17 protein-coding genes are annotated in these 21792 nt (G+C 58.4%); 9 read left to right on the forward strand and 8 right to left on the reverse strand.

The genetic code is table 11. The annotated features are described in order from the left end of the window. The first annotated feature begins 113 nt into the window (after window positions 1-113). The 3 genes from wecB to QMG56_RS10995 all read left to right on the forward strand — a co-directional run bounded on the left by wecB (window position 114) and on the right by QMG56_RS10995 (window position 3430). Window positions 114-1262, forward strand: a complete 1149-nt coding sequence (gene wecB / locus QMG56_RS10985; protein WP_281822577.1) for a non-hydrolyzing UDP-N-acetylglucosamine 2-epimerase — start codon at window positions 114-116, stop codon at window positions 1260-1262. Between the two features lie 106 nt (window positions 1263-1368). Further along, window positions 1369-2664, forward strand: coding sequence for a UDP-N-acetyl-D-mannosamine dehydrogenase (gene wecC, locus QMG56_RS10990; RefSeq protein WP_281822578.1), 1296 nt, complete (start codon window positions 1369-1371; stop codon window positions 2662-2664). Between the two features lie 61 nt (window positions 2665-2725). Beyond that, window positions 2726-3430 carry a fatty acid desaturase CarF family protein gene (locus QMG56_RS10995; RefSeq protein WP_281822579.1) on the forward strand — a complete coding sequence of 235 codons (705 nt, stop codon included), beginning with the start codon at window positions 2726-2728 and terminating at the stop codon, window positions 3428-3430. Between the two features lie 13 nt (window positions 3431-3443). On the opposite strand, the gene QMG56_RS11000 is transcribed toward QMG56_RS10995, so the two are convergent. The 8 genes from QMG56_RS11000 to QMG56_RS11035 all read right to left on the reverse strand — a co-directional run bounded on the left by QMG56_RS11000 (window position 3444) and on the right by QMG56_RS11035 (window position 12362). Beyond that, window positions 3444-4457 (reverse strand): glycosyltransferase family 1 protein, encoded by a 1014-nt coding sequence (locus QMG56_RS11000; RefSeq protein ID WP_281822580.1) that lies wholly within the window; start codon window positions 4455-4457, stop codon window positions 3444-3446. A 272-nt stretch (window positions 4458-4729) separates the two neighbouring features. Continuing rightward, window positions 4730-6040 carry a capsule biosynthesis protein gene (locus QMG56_RS11005; RefSeq protein ID WP_281822581.1) on the reverse strand — a complete coding sequence of 437 codons (1311 nt, stop codon included), beginning with the start codon at window positions 6038-6040 and terminating at the stop codon, window positions 4730-4732. Next, entirely contained in the window at window positions 6027-7667 is a 1641-nt protein-coding gene (locus tag QMG56_RS11010; protein WP_281822582.1) for a capsule biosynthesis protein, read from the reverse strand. The genes QMG56_RS11005 and QMG56_RS11010 overlap by 14 nt, the downstream gene beginning before the upstream one ends. Beyond that, entirely contained in the window at window positions 7664-8515 is an 852-nt protein-coding gene (locus QMG56_RS11015) for an alpha/beta hydrolase (RefSeq protein WP_281822583.1), read from the reverse strand. The genes QMG56_RS11010 and QMG56_RS11015 overlap by 4 nt, the downstream gene beginning before the upstream one ends. 3 nt (window positions 8516-8518) lie before the next feature. Further along, entirely contained in the window at window positions 8519-9352 is an 834-nt protein-coding gene (gene kdsA / locus QMG56_RS11020) for a 3-deoxy-8-phosphooctulonate synthase (RefSeq protein WP_230187434.1), read from the reverse strand. A gap of 8 nt (window positions 9353-9360) precedes the next feature. Next, window positions 9361-10161, reverse strand: a complete 801-nt coding sequence (locus tag QMG56_RS11025) for a 3-deoxy-manno-octulosonate cytidylyltransferase (protein ID WP_281822584.1) — start codon at window positions 10159-10161, stop codon at window positions 9361-9363. A 28-nt stretch (window positions 10162-10189) separates the two neighbouring features. Then, window positions 10190-11158, reverse strand: coding sequence for an SIS domain-containing protein (locus tag QMG56_RS11030; protein ID WP_281822585.1), 969 nt, complete (start codon window positions 11156-11158; stop codon window positions 10190-10192). Between the two features lie 169 nt (window positions 11159-11327). Then, a complete protein-coding gene (locus QMG56_RS11035; protein ID WP_281822586.1) occupies window positions 11328-12362 on the reverse strand; it encodes a phytanoyl-CoA dioxygenase family protein in 1035 nt (344 codons plus the stop codon). A gap of 204 nt (window positions 12363-12566) precedes the next feature. Here QMG56_RS11035 and QMG56_RS11040 point away from each other — a divergent pair, with 204 nt between their 5' ends. The 6 genes from QMG56_RS11040 (at window position 12567) to QMG56_RS11065 (ending at window position 21780) form a co-directional block, all read left to right on the forward strand. Next, window positions 12567-13931 carry an exopolysaccharide biosynthesis polyprenyl glycosylphosphotransferase gene (locus QMG56_RS11040; protein ID WP_281822587.1) on the forward strand — a complete coding sequence of 455 codons (1365 nt, stop codon included), beginning with the start codon at window positions 12567-12569 and terminating at the stop codon, window positions 13929-13931. Between the two features lie 16 nt (window positions 13932-13947). Further along, window positions 13948-15264: a hypothetical protein gene (locus QMG56_RS11045; protein ID WP_230187438.1), complete on the forward strand. Its 1317-nt coding sequence runs from the start codon at window positions 13948-13950 to the stop codon at window positions 15262-15264. Next, window positions 15261-16424: a glycosyltransferase gene (locus tag QMG56_RS11050; protein ID WP_281822588.1), complete on the forward strand. Its 1164-nt coding sequence runs from the start codon at window positions 15261-15263 to the stop codon at window positions 16422-16424. The genes QMG56_RS11045 and QMG56_RS11050 overlap by 4 nt, the downstream gene beginning before the upstream one ends. Next, on the forward strand, window positions 16421-17170 hold the full coding sequence (locus QMG56_RS11055) for an FkbM family methyltransferase (RefSeq protein WP_281822589.1): 750 nt from the start codon (window positions 16421-16423) through the stop codon (window positions 17168-17170). Before QMG56_RS11050 ends, QMG56_RS11055 begins: the two co-directional genes overlap by 4 nt. A gap of 233 nt (window positions 17171-17403) precedes the next feature. Beyond that, a complete protein-coding gene (locus tag QMG56_RS11060; RefSeq protein WP_281822590.1) occupies window positions 17404-18990 on the forward strand; it encodes a hypothetical protein in 1587 nt (528 codons plus the stop codon). 75 nt (window positions 18991-19065) lie between these two features. After that, the gene (locus tag QMG56_RS11065) at window positions 19066-21780 is read left to right on the forward strand and encodes a TonB-dependent receptor domain-containing protein (RefSeq protein ID WP_281822591.1); all 2715 of its coding nucleotides are present in this window, start codon (window positions 19066-19068) and stop codon (window positions 21778-21780) included. Window positions 21781-21792 lie beyond the last annotated feature (12 nt).

The raw sequence follows: 21792 nt of genomic DNA on the forward strand, positions 1-21792 counted from the left end.
GTGGCGACCCCTTAGCATGTGCAGCATAATCTAAGAAGCCGCGATTAAAGGGCTGTGAAGGAATTTAGGGCATAACGGCGGGAAACGCTATTAGTTACACATCAGGGGTTTCGATGAAGATATTGTGCGTATTCGGAACCCGGCCCGAAGCGATCAAGCTGTTCCCGGTAATCCATGCGCTGCGCGATGCACCCGGCGTTGACGTTCGTGTTTGCGTCACTGCGCAGCACCGGGGGTTACTCGACCAGGTATTGGAGATCGCAGGAATCTTACCGGATATAGATTTGGACGTCATGACGCCGGACCAGACGCTCGATGGGCTTACGGCGCGACTCATTGTGGAACTGGGCAAGGCATTTGACAGTGAAAAGCCCGACCGGGTGCTGGTACATGGCGATACGTTGACGACGATGGTGGCCAGTCTTGCGGCCTATTATCGCAAAATCCCGGTGGCGCATGTCGAAGCGGGGCTTCGCAGCGGCGATATTCATCACCCCTGGCCTGAGGAAGTGAACCGGCGTGTGGTAGCCTGCATCGCGGATATGAACTTCGCGCCAACGCAGACGGCGGCCGACGCTCTATTGGCGGAAGGGCGCGATCCTGCTGGCATCTATGTGACGGGCAACACCGTGATTGACGCATTGCTCGCGACAAAGGCGCGCATATCTCTGGAGCCTGCGCTAGCCGGCGGCCTTGACGACTTGGCGACACGCTTTGCAGGCAAGCGCATTGTCGCCATCACCAGCCATCGGCGGGAGAATTTCGGCGGAGGTATGGAAGCGATTGCCAAAGCCGTCCGCGACATTGCAGCGCGATCTGATGTCGCCATCATCTTCCCGGTGCATCCCAATCCCAACGTGCGCAAGGTGATGGACGCGGAACTCGCGGGGCTGGCTAACGTCGCCATGATCGATCCGCTGGACTATCCGCATTTCGTCCGCCTTCTCGACATGTGCCACATCGTCCTGACCGATAGCGGCGGCGTACAGGAGGAAGCGCCTTCGCTGGGTAAGCCGGTGCTCGTCATGCGGGAGACCACAGAGCGACCAGAAGGGGTTGCAGCGGGAACGGCGAAGTTGGTCGGTACGGATCGTCACAGGATCGTGGCAGAGGTTTTCGCCTTACTGGACGACGATGCGGCTTATCGCGAAATGTCGCGGGCGCATAATCCGTTCGGGGATGGAGAGGCGAGCGCGCGGATAGCTGGCGTGATCGGAGCGAATGCGCACCAAAGTGCTCAAGGGGATAACATCGCCGCCTGACGCTGGCCTTCCGATGGGCAAATCCGATGCTGGCCCATTACCGAAATATTCAGCTTTTCAAGGCAGGAATGTCCGCAAATCCACCTACCACGGGAATTTGCATTTCATGCCGGTCGACATCGAACAACAGGTTTCCGTTATCGGTCTTGGCTATATCGGGCTGCCAACCGCTGCATTGATTGCACGGTCCGGGGCAAGGGTCCTGGGCATAGACGTGTCGCAGACCGTTGTGGATACGGTCAACAATGGCCGAGTGCATATCGAAGAAGTCGATTTGGACGGGCTGGTACAGGGTGTAGTCGCGCGTGGATTGCTGCGCGCATCCACCCAAGTCGAGCCGAGCGATGTATTCGTGATCGCAGTGCCGACCCCTGTTTCGGAAGATCATGCGCCCGACATCAGCTTTGTCCTGTCGGCAGCAAGGACGATCGCACCGGTATTGAAAGCGGGCGACACAGTCATTCTGGAATCGACCTCGCCGGTTGGCACTACTGAAGCCATGCGGGATTTGCTGGGGACGCTGCGCGCCGATCTCAAGATGCCGGGGCAGGGCGGGGTGCCGGACGTCTCCATCGCCTATTGCCCGGAACGGGTTCTTCCGGGCCGTATTCTGGTCGAGTTGATCGACAACGACCGATGCATCGGGGGCATAACGCCGCGTTGCGCACGAAAGGCGCTGGGCTTCTATCGCCAGTTCGTTCGCGGGCAATGTATCACTACGACTGCGCGGGCGGCGGAGATGGTTAAGCTGGTCGAGAACAGCTTCCGTGACGTGAACATTGCGTTCGCCAACGAACTGTCGGTCATTGCCGAGGGCATGGGGATTGACGTTTGGGAAGTGATACGTCTGGCCAATCGTCATCCACGTGTGAACATATTGTCGCCCGGTCCTGGTGTGGGCGGTCATTGCATTGCCGTCGATCCGTGGTTCATCGTGCATGGCGACCCTGAAAATGCGAAGATCATCCGCACGGCACGGGAAGTGAACGACGCGAAAACCGATTATGTCGTTGCGAAGGCGTCAGACCTGATCGACACCTATCCGGGTGCGGAAATTGCGTGCCTCGGCCTAGCGTTCAAAGCCAACATCGACGACTTCCGTGAAAGCCCTGCGGTCAAGGTCGCAGCCCGATTGGCGCGACGCTATGGTCGGCGGATCAAACTCGTCGAACCTTATGCTGCTGACCTACCTGTGGATTTTGTCGGTACGGGGGCAGAGTTGATCGATATCGATAGTGCGTTGGAACGCTGCGATGTATTCATCGTGCTTGTCGATCACGACATCTTCAAGTCCGTTCCTGTCGAAGAGCGGGCGAGCAAAACGGTCTACGACACGCGGGGCATTTGGCCCGATCAGCCAATGGCCACCACTCAACTCATCCGGATCGCGGGCGCAGCGTAAGTCTGATCGACTTGCCATTCTGACGATTGGAAGGCTGGCGATGCTCTGCTAAAGGGCTGGAATGTTGATGCGTTTCGTGATCGCCCTGTTCTTTGCTTCGCTGGCTGCCAACGTTGCCTTTGTGCTGCGCGATCCCAGTTGGTGGGTGTTTCCCGCCATGCTCGTCGGGTGGTATGGTGCGGATATGCTGTCTGGCGCAGTTCATATGTATATGGACTATCGGCCCTGCGTGACGGGCGTCGGTTTGGATCGGCTATATTTTTATGGCGGATCGCGTGAATCGCAGGAATATCAAACTATGTTTCGCAGCGCGATGAAGCGCATCAATCCGCTCGAACGGTTGGTTTATGATTTCAAGAACCACCATCCACGGCCCGATGCACTGGGCAGGCGCGGGGTCGTGCGCTTGATCGGATCGACGGTTCTTGCTGGGGCGCTGCCACTTTCTCTACTGATGAATGCCGCGGCCGTCATGTTCCCGGTCCCCGGCTGGGCTATCGCAGCTATGGTCGCATTACTGCTAGGCGGCGCTTTCGCCCAATATTTCCACGGCACATTACATCGCGCCGACAATGTCTGGATAGTGCGGGTCATGCGGCAAACAGGACTGCTGATGACGCCCGCAGCGCATCAATTGCATCACGATACCCTGAAACGCGATTTCAGCACCAATTGCGGTTGGAGTAATCCGCTTTTGAACCGGGTTTTCAAGATTGCGTATGAAAAGCAATGGTTGCGGGACGAGGGGCTTGAGCCCGTTGGCTAAGCAACAAGATCGTTCATAGGACGTTTCTGTCCCGAACGGTTGGAAGCCACGCATCTACCTTGGTAAAATGCTCATCCCATGTGGGAGCATGAAACCCCTCCATACGCTCCACCTGTTTGTGTCGCGCCGGACTATATTTCGGCAAGTACGCCTCAATCGTTTGGCGCCAACCGAGACCATCGATCGGACTAAGATATTCGGGGATATCATCGGCCAATTCCCGAAAGACTCCGATGTCGCTGGCGATAACAGGCAGTCCTGTTGCTAACGCTTCGATCAGTGGCATTCCATAACCTTCGGTGAAGGAGGGGAACAGTAAGGCGCGCGCATGATGGAAATAGCGGGCCACTTCCTCGTCCGGACAATGCGGTAGCTCCAGGACATGGCGCGAAAGCCCCGGACATCTTTCAAGCAGATCTACAGCTTGTTCGCTTTCCCAGCCTCGTTTTCCTATGATCACCAGAACAGGCGCATTCTCGCCCCTGTCGGCAACCATGTCGCGCCAGATGTTCAACATGAGGATGTGGTTTTTTCGGCCTTCGATCGTACCCAGCATGACGAAATAGGGGCGGTCGATAGGGCTGGGCGTCTGATCGGGACGTGTCATCAAACGTGTCCCAAGATAGGCAGTCAAGGTGGGCGGCATAGGGTGATCGTGCGCGCCAGCAAACTGCTGCAGTGCTTTTACGGTGTCATTGGAATTGGCTATCACACCGTGACCGCGATTGAGGATCGTTCGGACACGTTCAGTATGACGGACGTCTTCGCCTGCGCGACAATATTCCGGATGGGTTATCGGGATCAGGTCGTGGAGCAGGTAAATCGGGCTAACCTCTAAAGAGGCCGCACTCGATTTTGAGTCCAGCCCGGTGTGGCCGACATTGAGATATGGTCTTCCCATGCCGCGGCTCGCATCACCGAAATTCGAGAGGATCGCACGGATCCCCAATATGGACATGTCCCGCTTAAATCCGCCTATGCCGAAACGAAGGATCGCGAAAAGGCGGTCGGACTGTTCCGGCGACAAGATACGCCGAAAGCGACCGCGCTCTACGACTGCCTGGGCTTGGGGGCCAAAATGTTTGAGATAGGCAAGGCACACATGGTCTACCCCCGTAGGCATTCCGCCAACCCAGATGCGCCAGATCAGGCGGCGTACGTCTAACAATAATGGACGAGAACGCACTCTAACTTCACCTGACGCCGATATTGAATGGCAGTTGCCACATATTGTTTCCGAAAAAAAGCGATACAACTTTGACTAACTGTCAGAAGAAAATACCTGTCATCACAAGATTTCTACGACAAAATTCTTCTGGACACGGATTCTATCAATATGGAAACCGCGGTGTTGCTCGCAAAGCCGCCCCTGACTAGGCAATCATTATGCAGCACTTGGCGAAAGGAACGCCACGTAGCATCGTCCGGCGTTTGTGGATCGGTCCAGAACCGGTCGAGTTCTCCCTGATGCGTAATACCCTGAATATCGTATATCGCATCACCAAGAACAGTAACGGGAATTCTGGATTCAAGCGCAAAAGTACCCGATGTTGAGTTGACCGTGACCATTCCAACGGAATGTTTTGCCAAATAAGCCAAATCGCCGCCCGCAAGGTGAACCACTCGATCGACCAGGTTTTGCCGTGTGGCTTCGCGCTTAACAAACCTGGACCAGATCGTCGTCCCGGCGTCCAGTGGATGCTCCTTGATAAGGAGCATGGCGTCGGCGGTTGCATGGTGCGCAAAACTGTCGAGCACATAGTGCACCGCGCTTGCCATGTCGGGAAAGGGGCTGTGTTCGCGGATCTGATAGTCCGAGCTGAGCTGAAGGGGGAAAAGAAAGTAGCGTTTTCCTTCAACCCGGGCGAGCGCGCGCTTTGTGCGTTGCTCTGCGAGTCTTTTGGTTACGACCAGCTTCCATCCCCACCGCACCCCTTCAATCAATACAGATCCAGGTCGGTGCGAACGATAATGGGGAAAGCGCCAGCATTGCGTGACGACATGATGAAAATAGCGATAGCTGTCTCTGATACGCCTATCGAAGCTCGCCGTTATGGGGGGCAGTTCGGGGACGGGGGGCAGGGTGCGAGCCTGTTCGAGAAACCATTTCGGGTCACGCGGCAATGTAGAGTGACCGTTCACGCCATCCAGTTCCATTGTCACCCAGTCGGGACGAATATAGCCTTCCTCGAACACATGAATATTGATGTCGCGCAGTTTCGCCATTCCGTGTGCGGCGCGATGCATAGGGCGACAGTCGCCGAAGAGCATGACATCGGTAATGCCCTTGTCGCGAAGGAAATGATCGAAAAAACGAGGCCACTTGGCGAAGCGATCGCGAAAATCAACGGCGCCTTCGCCCGGCCAGTCGATCCGGTCGCCGCCATTGAAGTTGATGCGATGCACCGCGGCACCCAACGCGCGCAGCCGCTCACCCAGTAAGCAGAAAAAGGGGCCGGGCGGTCCCTGAAGCATGACAAATACACGGCCGGCTAATGACGGCTGCGCTGCCGGCGGAAGATCGCGACTTACATCGCGAAGATGCGACTTGGCCGTAGGGCTGCTGCGAAAGCCGACGGTGGGCTCATTGCCAATATCAAACTTCTTCAACGGAACCCGCCCGGAATCGCCAGCGATTCACTTTTCCCTGAAGCCTGCGTAGCGGCACGATGAATCGGCTTTCCTTCTTTACCCCTGCAACCAGCCGCCTCACCAGTATCTCAGGGGGGCAGGGCAGGCCAGTGACCGGGTCTAAATAGCGGGGATAAAGCAACAGCACGGCTGCCGCTAGTTCATTGATGACGATGCGTCTTTTACGGCGCGTAGGTGTTGCTGCAAGGTCACGGGTCAAGCCCCAGCCAGCATAAAATGGGGTGCCGTGACACGTGACATCCTTACCCCGCAACAGCGCTTCGAATCCTGCGAGCGATGATAGCACGTGCACAGCATCGACCATATCCAGCAGCGCCGAAATGGCCGTGCCCCGATCTATAGAGTCAGCGTAAGCCAGCGCCGCCTCATCCGAAACATGGCCTTTGCGATGCCCGGCATCCACATCGGGATGCGGGCGATAGATTATGTAGGCGTCGGGTTCCGCAGCACGCGCACGCCGCAAAAGATCAAGATTGCCGCGCACATCGCCCCGCGCTGCCAATACCGAACGGTCGTCCTCAACCTGCCCCGGCACAAGCAGATGCCGCTTGTCTCCACCCGGCCGGTCCAGCGTACCGCTGCCTACGCCATATTTCGACAAGCCTGAAGATACGATCAGTTCGCGTATGGCCGCCGCTCTGGCCAACTGTTCCGGCATAATGTCTGCATCATTCAACAATCGCTCCAGAGCGCTTTCTTGTGCCGGATCGAAGTGAACGCCTATGGAATCGACCGTGATGGAAAGAGGGGGAACGCAGTCAGCGCCAAGGCCGATCGAACGGATGAACCCGTCCTCAACCTCATGCAGCAGGGCAGGGTTACGGGCCGCGCGCTGCTCTATAGCGTTTAGCAGGTCGGGCGGTGTCTTCGCTTTCCACACCGCAACCGCCGCATCCGGGGGCAAGGACTGGAGCGCATCGAGTGACGCAATATGGTGAACGTTCGAACATCCGTTCCAGAGCAGCGGTTCGACCGTCTCGCGCTTCCAGAAAGCCATGCCTGCAGCCGCTGCAATCGTCCGATTGGCATCAATGATGCTGCGCCAATACGCTAATAGTTCAATCGTTTGGGCCATGCCGACAGGTTCGGTGGTGAATGGGTCGATGTGCACCCATTGCTGGCAGTATTCGTGCAGCGTTGCGATGGCATCGGGATAGGGTGTTCCGTCCATCCCCTCGACTGCGCGCCCTGCCAAAGCCGCGATAAGCAAGCGCTCATCGTCGCAATTGCCCCAGAACATCGATGCTCTATCGGTCATGTGCCAAGGGTCAGCGTCGCCGATGACCACCGCGATGTGCGACGTATCGACTTGCTGTACGACAGTCTTATCCTTCGCCCACAGGACGAACGGCTTGTCTATGGTGGTGGCACGTTCAACCATGCTCCTCGCACTGACCGTATCCCACGGGCACCCGACGACAGCGCCAGCGGGTATAGCGGGCTGAGCAGCCCAGAATGTGCCGCCTACTTTTGCATCCCGTAGCAGCGGCAGGATGATTTCGGATTCATCCGTACCTTTACCAGCACGGACTAGCTGCGTGACTTTGCTGCCGGGAAAGGGCGGGATGCGGAGCAACGGTATCATGGCCGATGCACACCCTCTATCGCCCAGTGTTCCGGCAATGGCGGTAGCGGAGTGCCTTCCCCCTTTGCAAGAGCCTCGATGGCTTCGGCCACCCACGGGCCCATTGTCTGCATCACAGGCTTATGCGCCCAGTTTGCAATTGCTATGGCCGTCGCCGGTCCACCGCTGCTTTTTAGAAGAACGGCAGCACTGCTGGGCGCAACGATCCGGTCTTCGGCACCCTGCAGGATAAGGAGTGGCGCAGTAACGCAATGCGCCGTGCGACGATTGTCCCATTGGTCGGGCAAAAAGGACCGCAGGAGCGGCGGGGCGGCTTCGCGGATATCCGAGAACGCGCTGATTGCGATGACGCCTGCCTCGTGCCCGTCCGTGCATGCAGCTTGCAATGCCACCGCGGCGCCCAAAGAATGTCCCACGAACCATAAGCGCGCATCTGGCCCGGCAAGCTGCCGCGCCTTTGCGACAAAGGCAGTCGCGTCTGTCAGTAGTCCTTCGCGCGAAGGATGGCCGGGATTGCCGCCGAAGCCGCGATAAGACGCCACGAGTACGGCATCGCCCCCCGCTGCGAGATACTGCGCATATTTTGCGCCTACGCCTTGGTGCGCGCCGCGACCGTGGAAAAAGATAAATATATCGCGATCATCCGCGCGGGCGGGTGGCCAGTAAAACCCTTCCAGTATCAAGCCATCGGGGGTCGAAACGGTGAGCCTCTCCGGCTGGGCTTTGGTCCATTCGGCGATCGCGATAGGTTCGGTGCGCGGTGCATAAAGGGCATTGCGAGCGATGCTGCATCCCGAGACGGCCAATAAAGCAACAGCCAAAGGCACCGCCAAAATACGCGCCTTCATCGTTCAGCTCACGGAGCGGGGAACCCGCGACAAAGCAAGCAGATCGCTAAGCAACGCCTCCGCCTTGTCCAGTGGCCAGGCATTGGGCCCGTCTGAAAGCGCATTTTCCGGATTTGGATGCGTTTCCATGAAAAGCCCATTTATACCAGCAGCAACCGCTGCGCGCGCCAGCAGTGGCACAAACTCCCGGTCGCCACCCGACCGGTCGCCCAGTCCGCCGGGCCTTTGTACGGAATGGGTGGCATCGAACACTACCGGACAACCCGTTTGCGCCATCGTAGCAAGGCCACGCATATCCACGACCAGATTATTGTAGCCAAAGGTGGTGCCGCGCTCACACACTGCGATGCAATCGGTATCGAGACCGGCGCGGGCAGCAGCAGCGCGCCCCTTTGCGACGACCTGCGTCATGTCGCTGGGCGCCATGAACTGGGCTTTCTTGATGTTCACGGGCTTCCCGGTCGACGATGCCGCTTCTATCAGATCTGTCTGGCGAGCAAGAAACGCCGGGGTCTGGAGCATGTCGACCGCATCAGCGGCAGCGCGGCATTGTTCGGGGGTGTGGATGTCGGTCAGGACCGGCAGGCCGGTTTCTGTGCGAACCTTTTCCAATATCCGCAGGCCTTCGTCCATTCCCGGCCCACGAAAGGTCGCGCCAGAGGAACGGTTGGCTTTGTCGAAGCTGCTTTTGAAGATCAAAACGATGCCCAGCCGGTCGGCAATCGCACGCAACGTTTCCGCAACGGACAGAACAAGACCTTCGGACTCGATTACGCAGGGGCCAGCAATGACGAACAAAGGCGCGTCACCGCCTATCGATTTTCCCGCAATCTTCATGGATCGGCCTATACTATCCCACGCGCGGACAAGATAGCCTCGATTGGTCCGGTATCCGATGGGTTATTAAGTTCGATGGCGTCCCATTCCGGTGGGTCGGCAACGACCACCGCGACAGGGATCCCGTAAAACAGGAACCGCAGTTGCTCCAGCCCTTCAATGGCTTCCAAGTCCGTTGTCGGAAGAGCCGCATAACGCTCCAAAGCCGAACGGCGATAAGCGTAAAGACCTAGATGCAACAGCACGGGAGGCGAGTCTTCATATGTGCTGCCAACGGCAATGTGCGGCAACACGCGCTTCGAGAAATACAGCGCCTCGTTCCTGGCATTGCACACCACTGTCGTGCCGCCCACTCGACCATGTGCCTGATCGTTCACCAGATGGGCATAGACCGTTGGCGAACAGCGCACGGCGACTGTAGCGACTTCGCAGTTCGGATGCTCGTGCATATGCGCGATGAGCATAGATACCAGATCGGGCGGGGTAAGCAGCGCATCACCCTGAAAATTGACGATAACATCGACGTCTTCAGGCAGCGAAGGCAGAGCCGCCCCCACACGTTCTGAGCCATTGGCGCATTCCGGCGGCGTCATTGCGATCTGTGCACCGCATTCCAACGCTACGTTGGCGATGCGCTCATCGTCGGTCGCGACGAACAGGTGATCTACACCTTGAACGGTACGCGCAGCCTCGATGCTCCGCTGGACCAATGGTTTTGAAAGGCCGCTTGCGCCTTTCAACGGCGCCAGAGGTTTTCCCGGAAAGCGCGAAGACGCATATCGCGCAGGAATGATGATCGCCGTAGTCATGGGAATGTTCTGAATCGCTGAGAAGCGGTCAGAGGCTCATTGCCATGCTGTGGATATGGAGCAACCCCAGAGGCTGCCGGGGGTTTTCGCTGCTCATCACGAACACCACCGTAATGGCGGCCTCAGACAACAGCGTCAGTGCATCTTCGATCGGCGTGCCGCTCGGCACCGTGATCGGATTGCACGTCATCACATCGCCTGCCGTCGCAATCAACATCTGATCGAATGAACGCCGCAAATCGCCATCGGTAATGATGCCGATCAGATTGCCATCGTCGTCGACGACCCCCGCCGCCCCTTTGCCGGTCGATGTCATTTCCAGCACGACGTCGCGCATCCCCGTCGTGGGGCGGACGAGCGGAAGCGGGTCTTCACTACGGAGCAGGGTGTCCACCGGCATCAGCTTCCACCCGATGTTTCCGCCGGGGTGGAGCCGCATCAGGTCCGTTCGCGACGTCCCGCGCATCTCCATCACAGCGATCGCCAACGCATCGCCTAGCGCAAGCATCATTGTAGTGGATGTTGTGGGGGCTATTTTGACGGGGCAGGCTTCCGCCATTCGCGGCAGGCAAATGGCTACAGTGGATTGGCGCACTATCGGCGAGTCTGCCTTGGACGCCATCGCAACGATTGGAATCCCGATCTGTCGCGCATGGCCAACGATGGCGCGTAGCTCAACGGTAGCGCCTGAATTCGACAGAACAACGAGGCTATCGACCGATTTGAGCATCCCGAGGTCGCCGTGCGACGCTTCGGCGGGGTGAACGAAGAAAGCCGGTGTTCCTGTCGAGGCCAATGTCGCAGCTATCTTTCGCGCGATGTGGCCTGATTTGCCGATGCCGGTAACGATTACGCGTCCAGCGGTGGCGGCAACGATCCGGACGGCAGCGGAGAAATTCTCATCCAGAGCCGCGCTCAAGGCATTCAAGCCAGATGCTTCTTGCTCTATGACGCGCCGTCCACTTTCGATGGATGAAATCCGAGTGGCTATGTTCATACGCGGGTGTCCCTGCACAAATCACTTTATGTTTTACAATCCCGCCCCGCCCGCGTTTGTAGTTTAGGAAGCCGGTATTGCAAGCACGTTTTCGCGCTGCACAATTTTGTTAACTATAACGAGTAAGTAAATATGCTGTTATGACAATCGCTTGATTAGCGGGATGCTATCAACCATCCGATGGCCGCTTTACGCCGACGTCGGTCCAAGGCTGGCCAATCCAGCGGGCCAGTCGATCGCGGGCCAGCCACATTAACGAGATACGCCGAAACGCAATTCCCGGGAGCGAGAGCGGGTCAAGCCCTGTCCACGGGATAAACGGATTGCGCCGTGCATATGCCCATATCTCCACCCGCGTCGTCGGTCGCACGGAAGCGCCGCGGGCATGAAAACCACATGTGTCCGCAACCACCAGCGTATTTGCTTTGACCGCAAGTTTGACCGGCTCTGGAAGCCCCATTGCGCGCAGTTCATCCCGATCGACGCGCATCGATCCGCGCGCGGAAAGATGATCCACGCCTTCGGGCGCTATCATGCTGCGCGCTTTCTCCCATGCCAGACGCTGCTGGGTCAGGCGATGGGAGCCGGGAACATAAGTGAATGGGCCTTCGTCCTCCGCAACGTCAGTCAGAAAGAACCAGGCTTTCATCGTGGGATGGAAGGTATCCGCGTGCAGCAGCTCCTGCGGATCTGGCGGAGCTTCCGCGCGATGCGAGAGGATGGTCTGAATATAATATAGCGGTTCGCTGGCATAGCTTGCCACATATTGCATCAACCCGTGCCAGCGAGGCGTTGTAAAGAGCTTGGCCAAGCCTGGCACCTCACGCATCAGCTTGGCATCGATCGCGATACGCCGGGTGATCGTATCGCCTTGCAACATTTCCCGCGCAGGATATGCGCGGTCCAGCAATGTGGACCGTAATATCTCGAACTGCGCGGGGCCAAGGAAATTGGGGATAGCAACGTAACCGAGTGCATCGAACTGAATGCGATCTTCCGCCGAAACCCCTCGCGCAAGCTTACGGCGTCGATAGGCTGCTGCCCGGTGAGCAAGCGCCATTCGCTTCACATGCAACCCATAGCCGTTCAAGCGCTTCGATCCGATGAACGGATTGTCCTTGAACGACTTGGCCCCTGTCGCAAGCTGGAGAAGGTGCCATGGGCTTGCTGTTATCGAGCGAAGAGAGGTGCGCATCAATGCCATCGTGACAGATGCAATGCCGCTGGCTCGTCGCGGAGTAAAGATGTGTTACGAATTCTTTCTCGGAAGTGGATGTTGTTTGTGTTCGGAAGCCGCTTCTGTTCCGGAACAATTATCAGCGATATTCCGATACGCCGATAATAGTGCTACGAGCCTGCTCGGCATGATGATTTTAGGGAAGTTCAGGTGAATGCACCTGTCCATCAGATGATAACGCAACAGCGTGGCCCGACACTTTCGGCGTTGCGTGTGCGATTGTATCTGATCAGCTTGATCGCGGACATCGCCATTTTGTTCGCTGCGTTTGCGCTCGCCAACCTGCTCGTCATTGGCGAGTTCGTAGGCGAGCCTGCAAAGCCGCACGGCCTGGTCATGTTCGCCATGATCGCCCCGGTCTATGCCTTGCTGGCTGTGCAGGCGGGCGTATATGGGGTGCGCAGTCTGGCGACGCCGCGCGCTACCGCCATGCGTGCCTGTTGGGCGCTGATGCAGGCAATCATGCTGATGCTCGTGATCATATACTTCGGGAAGATCGCCGAGCAGCTTTCACGCCTGACCTTTCTCGTCGGCGTCGGTTTCAGCATGGCTGGGCTTGTCGCGCTACGGCCTATTCTGGCGCGGGTTGTCCCTGCGCTGATAGGGGAAATGCCTGCGGTCGCAGTTGTGATCGTGGATGGCGTTCCGTTCTCATCTACGGCGCAGGCCAGCGTTTTGGATGCCTCACAACTGGGCATAGACCCCGCACGCCACGATGCCGAGATGGCGGCCCGCCTTGCCGGAGCGATCGGGCATGCTGAACGCGTTATCGTCGCTTGCCCCAGCGCGCGTATCAACGATTGGTCGATAGCCTTGAAATCGCTTGAGGCGCGTGGCGAAATTCTTGTGCCCGAGTTGATGCGTTTCGCACCGGCCAAGCTTGACGAATATGAGCGGCATCCGACATTGGTCGTGGCGGGCGGCCCACTGCAATATCGTGACCGCATCATCAAGCGCCTGTTCGATATGATCGTCGCGAGCGCGGGTACTGTCCTGCTGTCCCCTATTTTTATCGCCGTGGCTATCGCCATCAAGCTGACCAGTCCCGGTCCCGTGCTGTTTCGTCAGCCGCGGCTCGGGCGAGATGCACGGCTTTTTTCGATCTACAAGTTCCGGACGATGCGGGCCGACATGACGGACCATGCCGCCGCGCAGCTTACCCAACGCAGCGATCCGCGTGTCACGCGGATCGGCGGCTTTCTGCGCCGGACCAGCATTGATGAACTGCCGCAGATATTCAATGTCCTGAAAGGCGACATGAGCATCGTCGGGCCGCGCCCCCATGCCGCTGCGGCCAAGGCAGCCGACAAGCTGTATTGGGAAGTCGACGATCGCTATTGGCAACGGCATTGCATCAAGCCGGGCATCACCGGGCTGGCACAAGTGCGCGGCCATCGCGGCGCGACCAATGTGCATCAGGATCTGATCGATCGGCTGCAATCCGATCTGGAATATGTGACCAACTGGTCGATCTGGCGCGATATCCGCATCGTGCTGGCGACGTTGCGTGTGCTGGTCCACGACAAGGCATACTGAGCTGTTCGGCCACCCCATGTCCATTGTTGCACGTCTGGAAGGGTCGGCGCGTATCCTCGCACTGGTCAAGCTCGCCAATGTGGCGCTGGCGATGCTGTGGGGCTTTGCCGTCACCTATGTATTTGTCCGCTTGCTGCCGATTCAGGAATTCCGGGCATTCCTGCTGCTGGTAGCGTTCGGTAATTTTACGGTCTCGGCGGAATTGGGGCTGACGAGCATCGCCTATAACCGGCTGCGGCGGCACTGGCTCGCCGCGCGTGGGGAAGGGGAGGCGAGCGATTTCCGGCCGGAGGAACTGGGCGTTCTGGTCGCGCTGCTTGGCGGACTGACGCTGACCGCGACGCTGGCGATGATCGGCGCGATCCTGCTGGGTATCATCTCGACGCAATACCCATGGCTGTTCGTGCTGTTTTTCCTGACGGCCTGCCTCAATCTGTTCGCGACGCTCGCCAAGCGTGCGTTGGCTGCGGTGGACCGAAATATGCTCTGGGAAGGGCTGGATATGGCGCGGCGGCTGGTGCTGCTTTCGCTGTTGGTGGCAACATTGGTGGGCTTGAACCTCACCGTGTCGGTGCTTCTCCAACTATTGGTCAGTTTCAGCGCTATCGGCATGGCTTTGTTGCTGCTGCATCGTCGGATGGCGCTGCGGGCCGGACACTGGTTTGCGCTTCGCGTGGGGGGAGGACATGTGCGGCGGCATTATCTGGCAGACTTCGGCGCTTCTGCCGCACTCACGGTTTCTGAGGTCGTGGCCTACAACGCGCCGTATTTCCTGATCGCACTGGCGACGCACGATCCGCGCCCGCTTCTGCTGTTCGATTTCCTGTTCAAAGTCAGCCGCTCGATCAGCGCACTGGTGCGCGCAATGATCGAGGCGGCGTTGCCGCGCCTGACTTCGGCCTGGTATCGTGGTGATGCTGCGCGGTTCAGGCAATTGCTACTCCGGGCCGTGATCGCTGGCGGCGGCATGGCGTTGGCCATCGGCATTGCCCTCATCGTCTTCGGCAGGGTGCTGGTGCTTTCCTTGTTCGATGGAAAGCTGATCGTTGATCGGGTCGATCTGGCCGGTATAGCGCTGCTGTTGCTGGGCCTGAGTATCACATGCGTATCGGTTTATGTGCAGGCGGCTCTGGGACGGTTCAGATTGCTGCTGCGCCAGTCTTTGCCTTTTCTGGCGGGATCGGTGCTCTCCGTACCGTTGGCCGCACTCGCCGCGCGCAATGGCGTCTCTTTCACAGAGGCCTTTTCGCTTCTATTGCTTATGACGTTCCTCGGCACCGGGATGCTCCATGCCTTCGCATTGTGCCGTCTTACGCAAAGCGTGAAGGCATGAAGATCGCCATGGTCGATCCATCGCTGTTTACCGGGCGCTATGACGACAGCCTGTGTGCGGCATTGGGCGCGCAAGGGCATGACGTTACGCTGCTTGGACGTCCGCTGAGAACGACCGACGCGATCCTTCCGCAAAACTATCGCTACAGTCCGCGCTACTTCCGCGTCGGCGAAACCGCTCGCCGCTTCGTTGGCGAGGGCCTCCCGTTCCGCGCGATCAAGGCAGCGGAGTATGTCGCCGATTGCCTGATCGGCGCAAAACCGAGCGCCGATGTCGTGCACTATCAATGGCTACCCTTCGCGCCCGCCGACAGACATATCCTGCGTCGCCTAAGCCATACGGGCGTTCCGCTCGTCCACACTGTCCATAATGCCAGCGCCTATCATGGCGACGCGAATTTGCAGGGCAGAGGCTATGCGGAACTTCTGGACCACTTCGACCGGCTGATCGTTCATGGCCAGACCACGAAGGACGCGCTCGTCAGTAAAGGTGTTGCGTCCGAACGTATCGCGATCATCCCGCATCCCCCCATGCAGCTTGCGCCTGCGACCGATGCAAGTCGCGCTGCCATGCCGCCACCGCAATCACCCCGCATACTCTTCTTCGGCACGATCCGGCCCTATAAAGGCCTCGACCTGCTGATCGAAGCCTGCCTCGCCTTGTGGCGGAAGGGTGCACAATTCGAACTCGCGATTGCGGGAAAACCGTTCATGGACATCGCCCCCATGCTGGCCAGCGTCACCGACGCCGGTTTCGCGCAATCGCTCCACACCGACCTTGGCTTCCTGGAAGAAAGCCGCCTGTCGGCATGGATCGAAAGCGCGGACCTGCTGGTCTTCCCGTATCGGCACATCGATTCCAGCGGTGCATTCCTGTCCGCGCTGCATTGTGGCAAAGCGATGGTCTGTACCGATACAGGATTATTTTCTTCGCTACGGGACGAGGATGCGGTCGCACTTGTCCCTTGCGAAAACGCGGACGCATTGGCGCAGAGCCTCTTGCCGATACTCCAGAGCGCTGCCATCAGGCACGAAATGGGCAACCGCGCAGCGGCGCTGGGGCATCGCCTCGGCAATTGGGACAAGGCAGGATCGGCAACGGTGGACATATATCAGCAGGCACAGGCGATCGCCGCCCGCGGCGGGAAGGCCAACGCATGAGTCCCCGCGTCAAACGTGAACTGCGTGACCGCTGGCTGGCCCTGCGCCTTTCGCTGCGCGGCCGGGTGCACGAATATCCCGAAGTTTTGCAATTGCGGCGGCTGGTCGCGGCATTCGATATCGACTGTATCATCGACGTCGGGGCCAATGCCGGTCAGCACGCCACCATGCTACGCCGCGATGTCGGCTTCAAAGGCACAATCCTCTCGTTCGAGCCGAACCCGCAGGTATTTGCCGCACTGGAACGCAACGCCGCGCGCGATCCGTACTGGCATGCCTTCAACGTCGCCTTGTCGAATACAGACGGCACGGCGCAATTCAATGTGATGGCGGCCAATCAGTTCAGTTCGCTGGAAGTCCCAGCCGAACGGATGGACCCGATCTTTGTCGAGCGGAACAAGGTCGCCCAGACCGTCGATGTGCAGTGCCAGAGGCTGGATGGGCTATATCCGCAATTGCAGGCCAAGCATGGCTTCTCCCGCACGCTGCTCAAGATGGATACGCAGGGCCATGACAGCATCGTCTGCGAAGGGGCGGGCAATCTGCTGAGCGACATGATCGCTATCCAGACTGAGTTGGCGATCCAGCCGCTCTATCGCGGAGGGAAAGGCTATCGCGACATGATAGACCTTATGGATGCGCGGGGTTTTGCCCCCAGCGCGTTCTTTGCGAATAATAAGGGGCATTTCCCCTGCTTGATCGAAATGGATGGGCTCTTCGTCAATCGCGAGGCGTTGAAGGGGTAGCCCCTAAAGCGCTCCAATCCGCCCATATTCGCAGGGCGTGTCATCGTTTCGTCATAACGGACACAAATCAGTAACATTACTGTCGCCAAAACGACACGTGAATACAATCAACCTGTCATCAGCAGAGCCTAGTCGCCGCTTCGAGGGCGGCAGGGGGCTTTGCTGATTCGTATTATTCCCCTTGGCGCTCCGCAGCCAATTCACATCCCGGTCAGGGCCGGAGCGGAGACATTATGTCCAGTACTTCACGCATTTCGAAGATCTTGCTTGGCGGTTGTGCCGTCGCCGCGCTGAGCGCATGCGGCGCCAACGACATTGCATCTCCCGGCACCGGCGGATCGGTTACGATCAATAACCCCGCGCCTGCGCCTGCGCCCGCTCCGGCACCTACGCCTACGCCGACCGGTGTAGTGGCAGCCGATAGCTGTCCGGCTGTTGCCGATCCGCAAGGTCTCGGAAATGCAGGCACGATCACGGGCCCAACCGGCACCTATCGCGTATGTAATTTGCCTGCGCGCATCAATAAGAGCATTACGTTGCCGAAGATCGCTGGTCTTTTGTATCAGTTGCCCGGTCGTGTGGACGTGGGTACCGACGGCGGTCCTACTGCATCGGCAAACGATACTAACGTCACGCTTAATATTGATCCCGGCGTGATCGTCATAAGTGGCGGCGGTGTTTCTTGGCTTGCAGTGAACCGCGGTAACAAGATCAGCGCAATTGGAACGGCGACCCAGCCGATAATTTTCACAAGTCGTGAAAATGCTTTGGGGAACGTCAATATCAATTCTTCGGGTCAGTGGGGCGGCGTCGTCCTTATGGGCCGTGCACCGGTCACCGATTGCGAAGCCACCGGTGTAACGCCCGGCACGGCAGCATGCGAACGTCAGACGGAAGGCGCGGCCGATCCTGCTAAGTTTGGTGGTGCAACGCCCGCTGACAGCAGCGGTAGAATGAGCTACGTCCAGATTCGGTATTCGGGATATAATCTTTCGCCGAACTCTGAGCTTCAGGCTCTTACGACCGAAGGCACCGGGTCGGGCACCATCCTTGACCACATCATGTCGTATAACAGCTCGGACGATGCGGCGGAATTCTTCGGCGGCGTCGTAAACATGAAGTACTTCATCGCCGTCGGCGCGGAAGACGACAATCTGGACACCGACACGGGCGTCAAAGCCAACTTCCAGTACGTGATCGCAGTGCAGCGTCAGAACATCGGTGACGCCATCATCGAAGCAGATTCCGACAATGCAGCCGATGGCAACACGCCACGTCAGAACACCCGCGTCGCGAACTTCACGTTCATCGATCGCTCGCCTAACCCCACTTCGGACGTGGCTTCGATCCTGTTGCGTGGTGGCACCGACTACACGCTGGTCAACGGCATCCTCGCCAGCCCGGTCAACCCCTGCCTGCGTATCAGCCGTCCGCAAACTGCATCCACAACAGCCGATGCTGCAATCGACGAAGCTGGCGCACCTGTCTTCAAGTCTGTCGTCATGCAGTGCACTACCAAGTACCTCGGTGTGAATGGCGTTACCGATGCCGTCGTTCAGACGCTGTTCGGTTCCGGATCGAACAACAATAACGATGCCTTCACGCCCAGCCTGACGAGCGTGTTCATCAACGGCGCCAACGAAACGGCTGTCGTTGCAACTGATCCCAAGACCATCAGCGCCTTCTTCGACACCACCACCTACATCGGTGCGGTCAAGGACGCGAACGACAAATGGTATCAGGGCTGGACCTGCAACAGCGACACTGTTGGTTTCGGTACAGGCAACAGCGGCCTCTGCACCTCGCTTCCGACTACGTAAGTCTGGTTAGTGTTTTGGGCGGGGTGTTGCCAATGGCAGCGCCCCGTCCTTGCCGTCTACATTAAAGGGGTTCTCATGACTAAGCCGTTCGGGCTTGCCAGCCTTCTGCTCGTTTCCTCGGCGCTCGTTGCGCCTTCGGTTGCCGTGGCACAAAACACCGCAGGCGACGTTGCCACAGGCACCGTTCCCACAGCCCCGGACAGCACAGCCACGGACGCTGTCGACCCCACGCCCGCGCCGCCACAGGCCGAAGAGCAAGCCGACGTCTCGCTGCCCGGTGTCAGCAACGACATCATCGTCGTGGGACGCCGCACGCGCGATATCGCGCGCACGACCAGCCAGGTGGTGTCGGTGCTTTCTTCCGCCGACATTGCACGAACTGGTGAAGGCAATATTGCTGGCGCACTGGGTCGTGTCACTGGCCTTAGCGTTGTGGGCAACGGCTTTGTTTACGTTCGCGGTCTGGGCGATCGCTATTCGCTGGCGCTTCTCAACGGCTCCCCGCTGCCTAGTCCCGAGCCTTTGAAGCGCGTGGTGCCGCTCGACCTGTTCCCGACCAGCGTGGTTTCATCGTCACTGGTTCAGAAAAGCTATTCTGCGAATTTCCCCGGCGAATTCGGCGGCGGCGTCATTAACCTGACGACAAAGGCCATCCCGAAGGAAACCACGCTCACCTTGTCTGGTAGCCTTGCGGGCGACAGCGAAACCACCGGTCAACTCGGTTACACATATTACGGCAGCAAGAGCGACTGGACGGGCTTCGACAATGGCTCACGCGATCTTCCGCCCGCTCTTGTCGGATATCTCAACAGCGGTCAACGCATCAGTGAGGGGGGAGTCGATACGCAGGCGATTGCCGGCCAACTGGTGAACGGACGCAACGCGCTCATCCAGCGTAACAAGCATCTGCCACCCAACTGGTCGGCGGCCATCACGGGTACGACGTCGCTGGAACTGGGTGACGATGCGAGCCTGGGGATTATCGCTACCGCCGGCTATAGCAACAAGTGGCGTACCCGCGATACGCTTCAGCAGACAGCGAACTCGGTCGACCTGTCGAGCAAGGAGCTCGATTTCCAGCGGGTTATCACCGATGACCGCATCGTTGCCAACGGCCTCCTTGGCTTCGGTCTTGAATTTGGCGACAACAAGGTCCGCTGGACCAACCTCTACATTCGCGACACGTTGAAGCAGGCGCGCCTGGGCGTGGGTACACGCGCCACCAGCGGTAGTGCTACTTTGCAACAACAGGACACGGCCTGGTACGAGCGGCAACTGATCGACACCCAACTGGTCGGCGAGTTGAAGCTGACCGACGCGCTCAGCCTCGATTTGCGTGGCGCCTTTGCCAACTCCAAGCGGCAGGCACCCGATGAGTTCAGCTTCGAATATGCGCGCAGCAACGATCCCAACGATCCTTATGGCGCCTATTTCATCAATACGCTCGGTGCCAACCAGCGCGGCGGCAGTGCCTCGGTCAGCTACTCGGATCTGAACGAAAATCTATGGTCAGGCGCCCTCGATCTTTCGTATAAAGTGACTCCGGACATCAGCGCGACGGTCGGCTATGCCGTGACCGATACAAAGCGCCGTACGGAAGTGCGCGATTTTCAATTTCGGGCGCCGAGCGATTTTCCAACGGCTATCGGGTTGTTCCGACCCGACTATCTGTTGCAGCCGTCGATTATTGATTTCTACAAGATCAATCTGATCGATACCAATGAAGCGAACCCGGTCTTCATCGGTAAATTGCTCACCAACGCGGGCTATGGCCAGGTGCAGGCGGACATTACATCAAAGCTGAACCTCAACCTGGGTGTGCGTTTCGAAAAGGCGAGGCAGACTGTAACCCCGCTTCAGGTGTTTACCACGCCCACGGCTTCGCTCGCCAATGCCAGCTTGCGACGGGATTACTGGTTGCCGGCCGCTACGGTAACGTGGAAGTTCAATCCGGATATGCAGGTGCGTCTGAATGCGTCCAAGACGATCGCACGGCCTCAGTTCCGCGAGTTGATCTATCAGCTCTATTTCGATCCGGACAATAACCGTGAATTCCGCGGCAACCCGTTGCTGACCGACAGCCAGCTGTACAATGCCGAGGCACGGTACGAATGGTATTTCGCGCCGGAACAACGGATTGCCGTGGCGGCATTCTTCAAACGGATCGACAATCCTATCGAAACCTTCGCCAGCTTCAGCGACAACACTGTCATTTCCAGCTTCGCGAATGCGCCAAAGGCTAATCTCTACGGCGTCGAAGTGGAGGCGCAGAAGTTCTTCCCGCTCGATACCATATCGGACGCACCTTTCTGGGCATCGCGCAAGTTCGTCGCGATCGCGAACTACAGCTATACGAAGTCCAAGCTGAAGGTGTCCGCCAACGATCCTGTTGCCGTGTTCGCATCGTCAGCGACTAAGGCGACCGACTATTTCCGCGACGGGGCACCGCTCACCGGGCAGTCCGATCACATCGTTAACCTGCAGCTGGGAATGGAAGACAAGGACACGCTTTCACAGCAAACGATCCTCTTTTCTTACGCGAGCAAGCGCGTGACGAGCCGCGGCGCAGCGCTTCAGCCCGACATCATCGAAGAACCGGGTATTCAGCTCGATTTCGTGGCACGTCAGGGTATCCGCATCCGTGACATCGAAACGGAGCTGAAACTGGAAGTGCGCAACATCACCGGCACGAAGTACAAGGAATATCAGCAGAACGGCGAAAACCGCATCTTCTACAACTTGTACGACCGCGGCACGATTGCGACCCTGGGTCTCAGCGTGAATTTCTAAGGTGCATCCCGA

It is taken from the genome of Sphingobium sp. BS19 (genome assembly GCF_027925545.1).
In the GTDB taxonomy this organism is placed as follows: Bacteria; Pseudomonadota; Alphaproteobacteria; order Sphingomonadales; family Sphingomonadaceae; genus Sphingobium.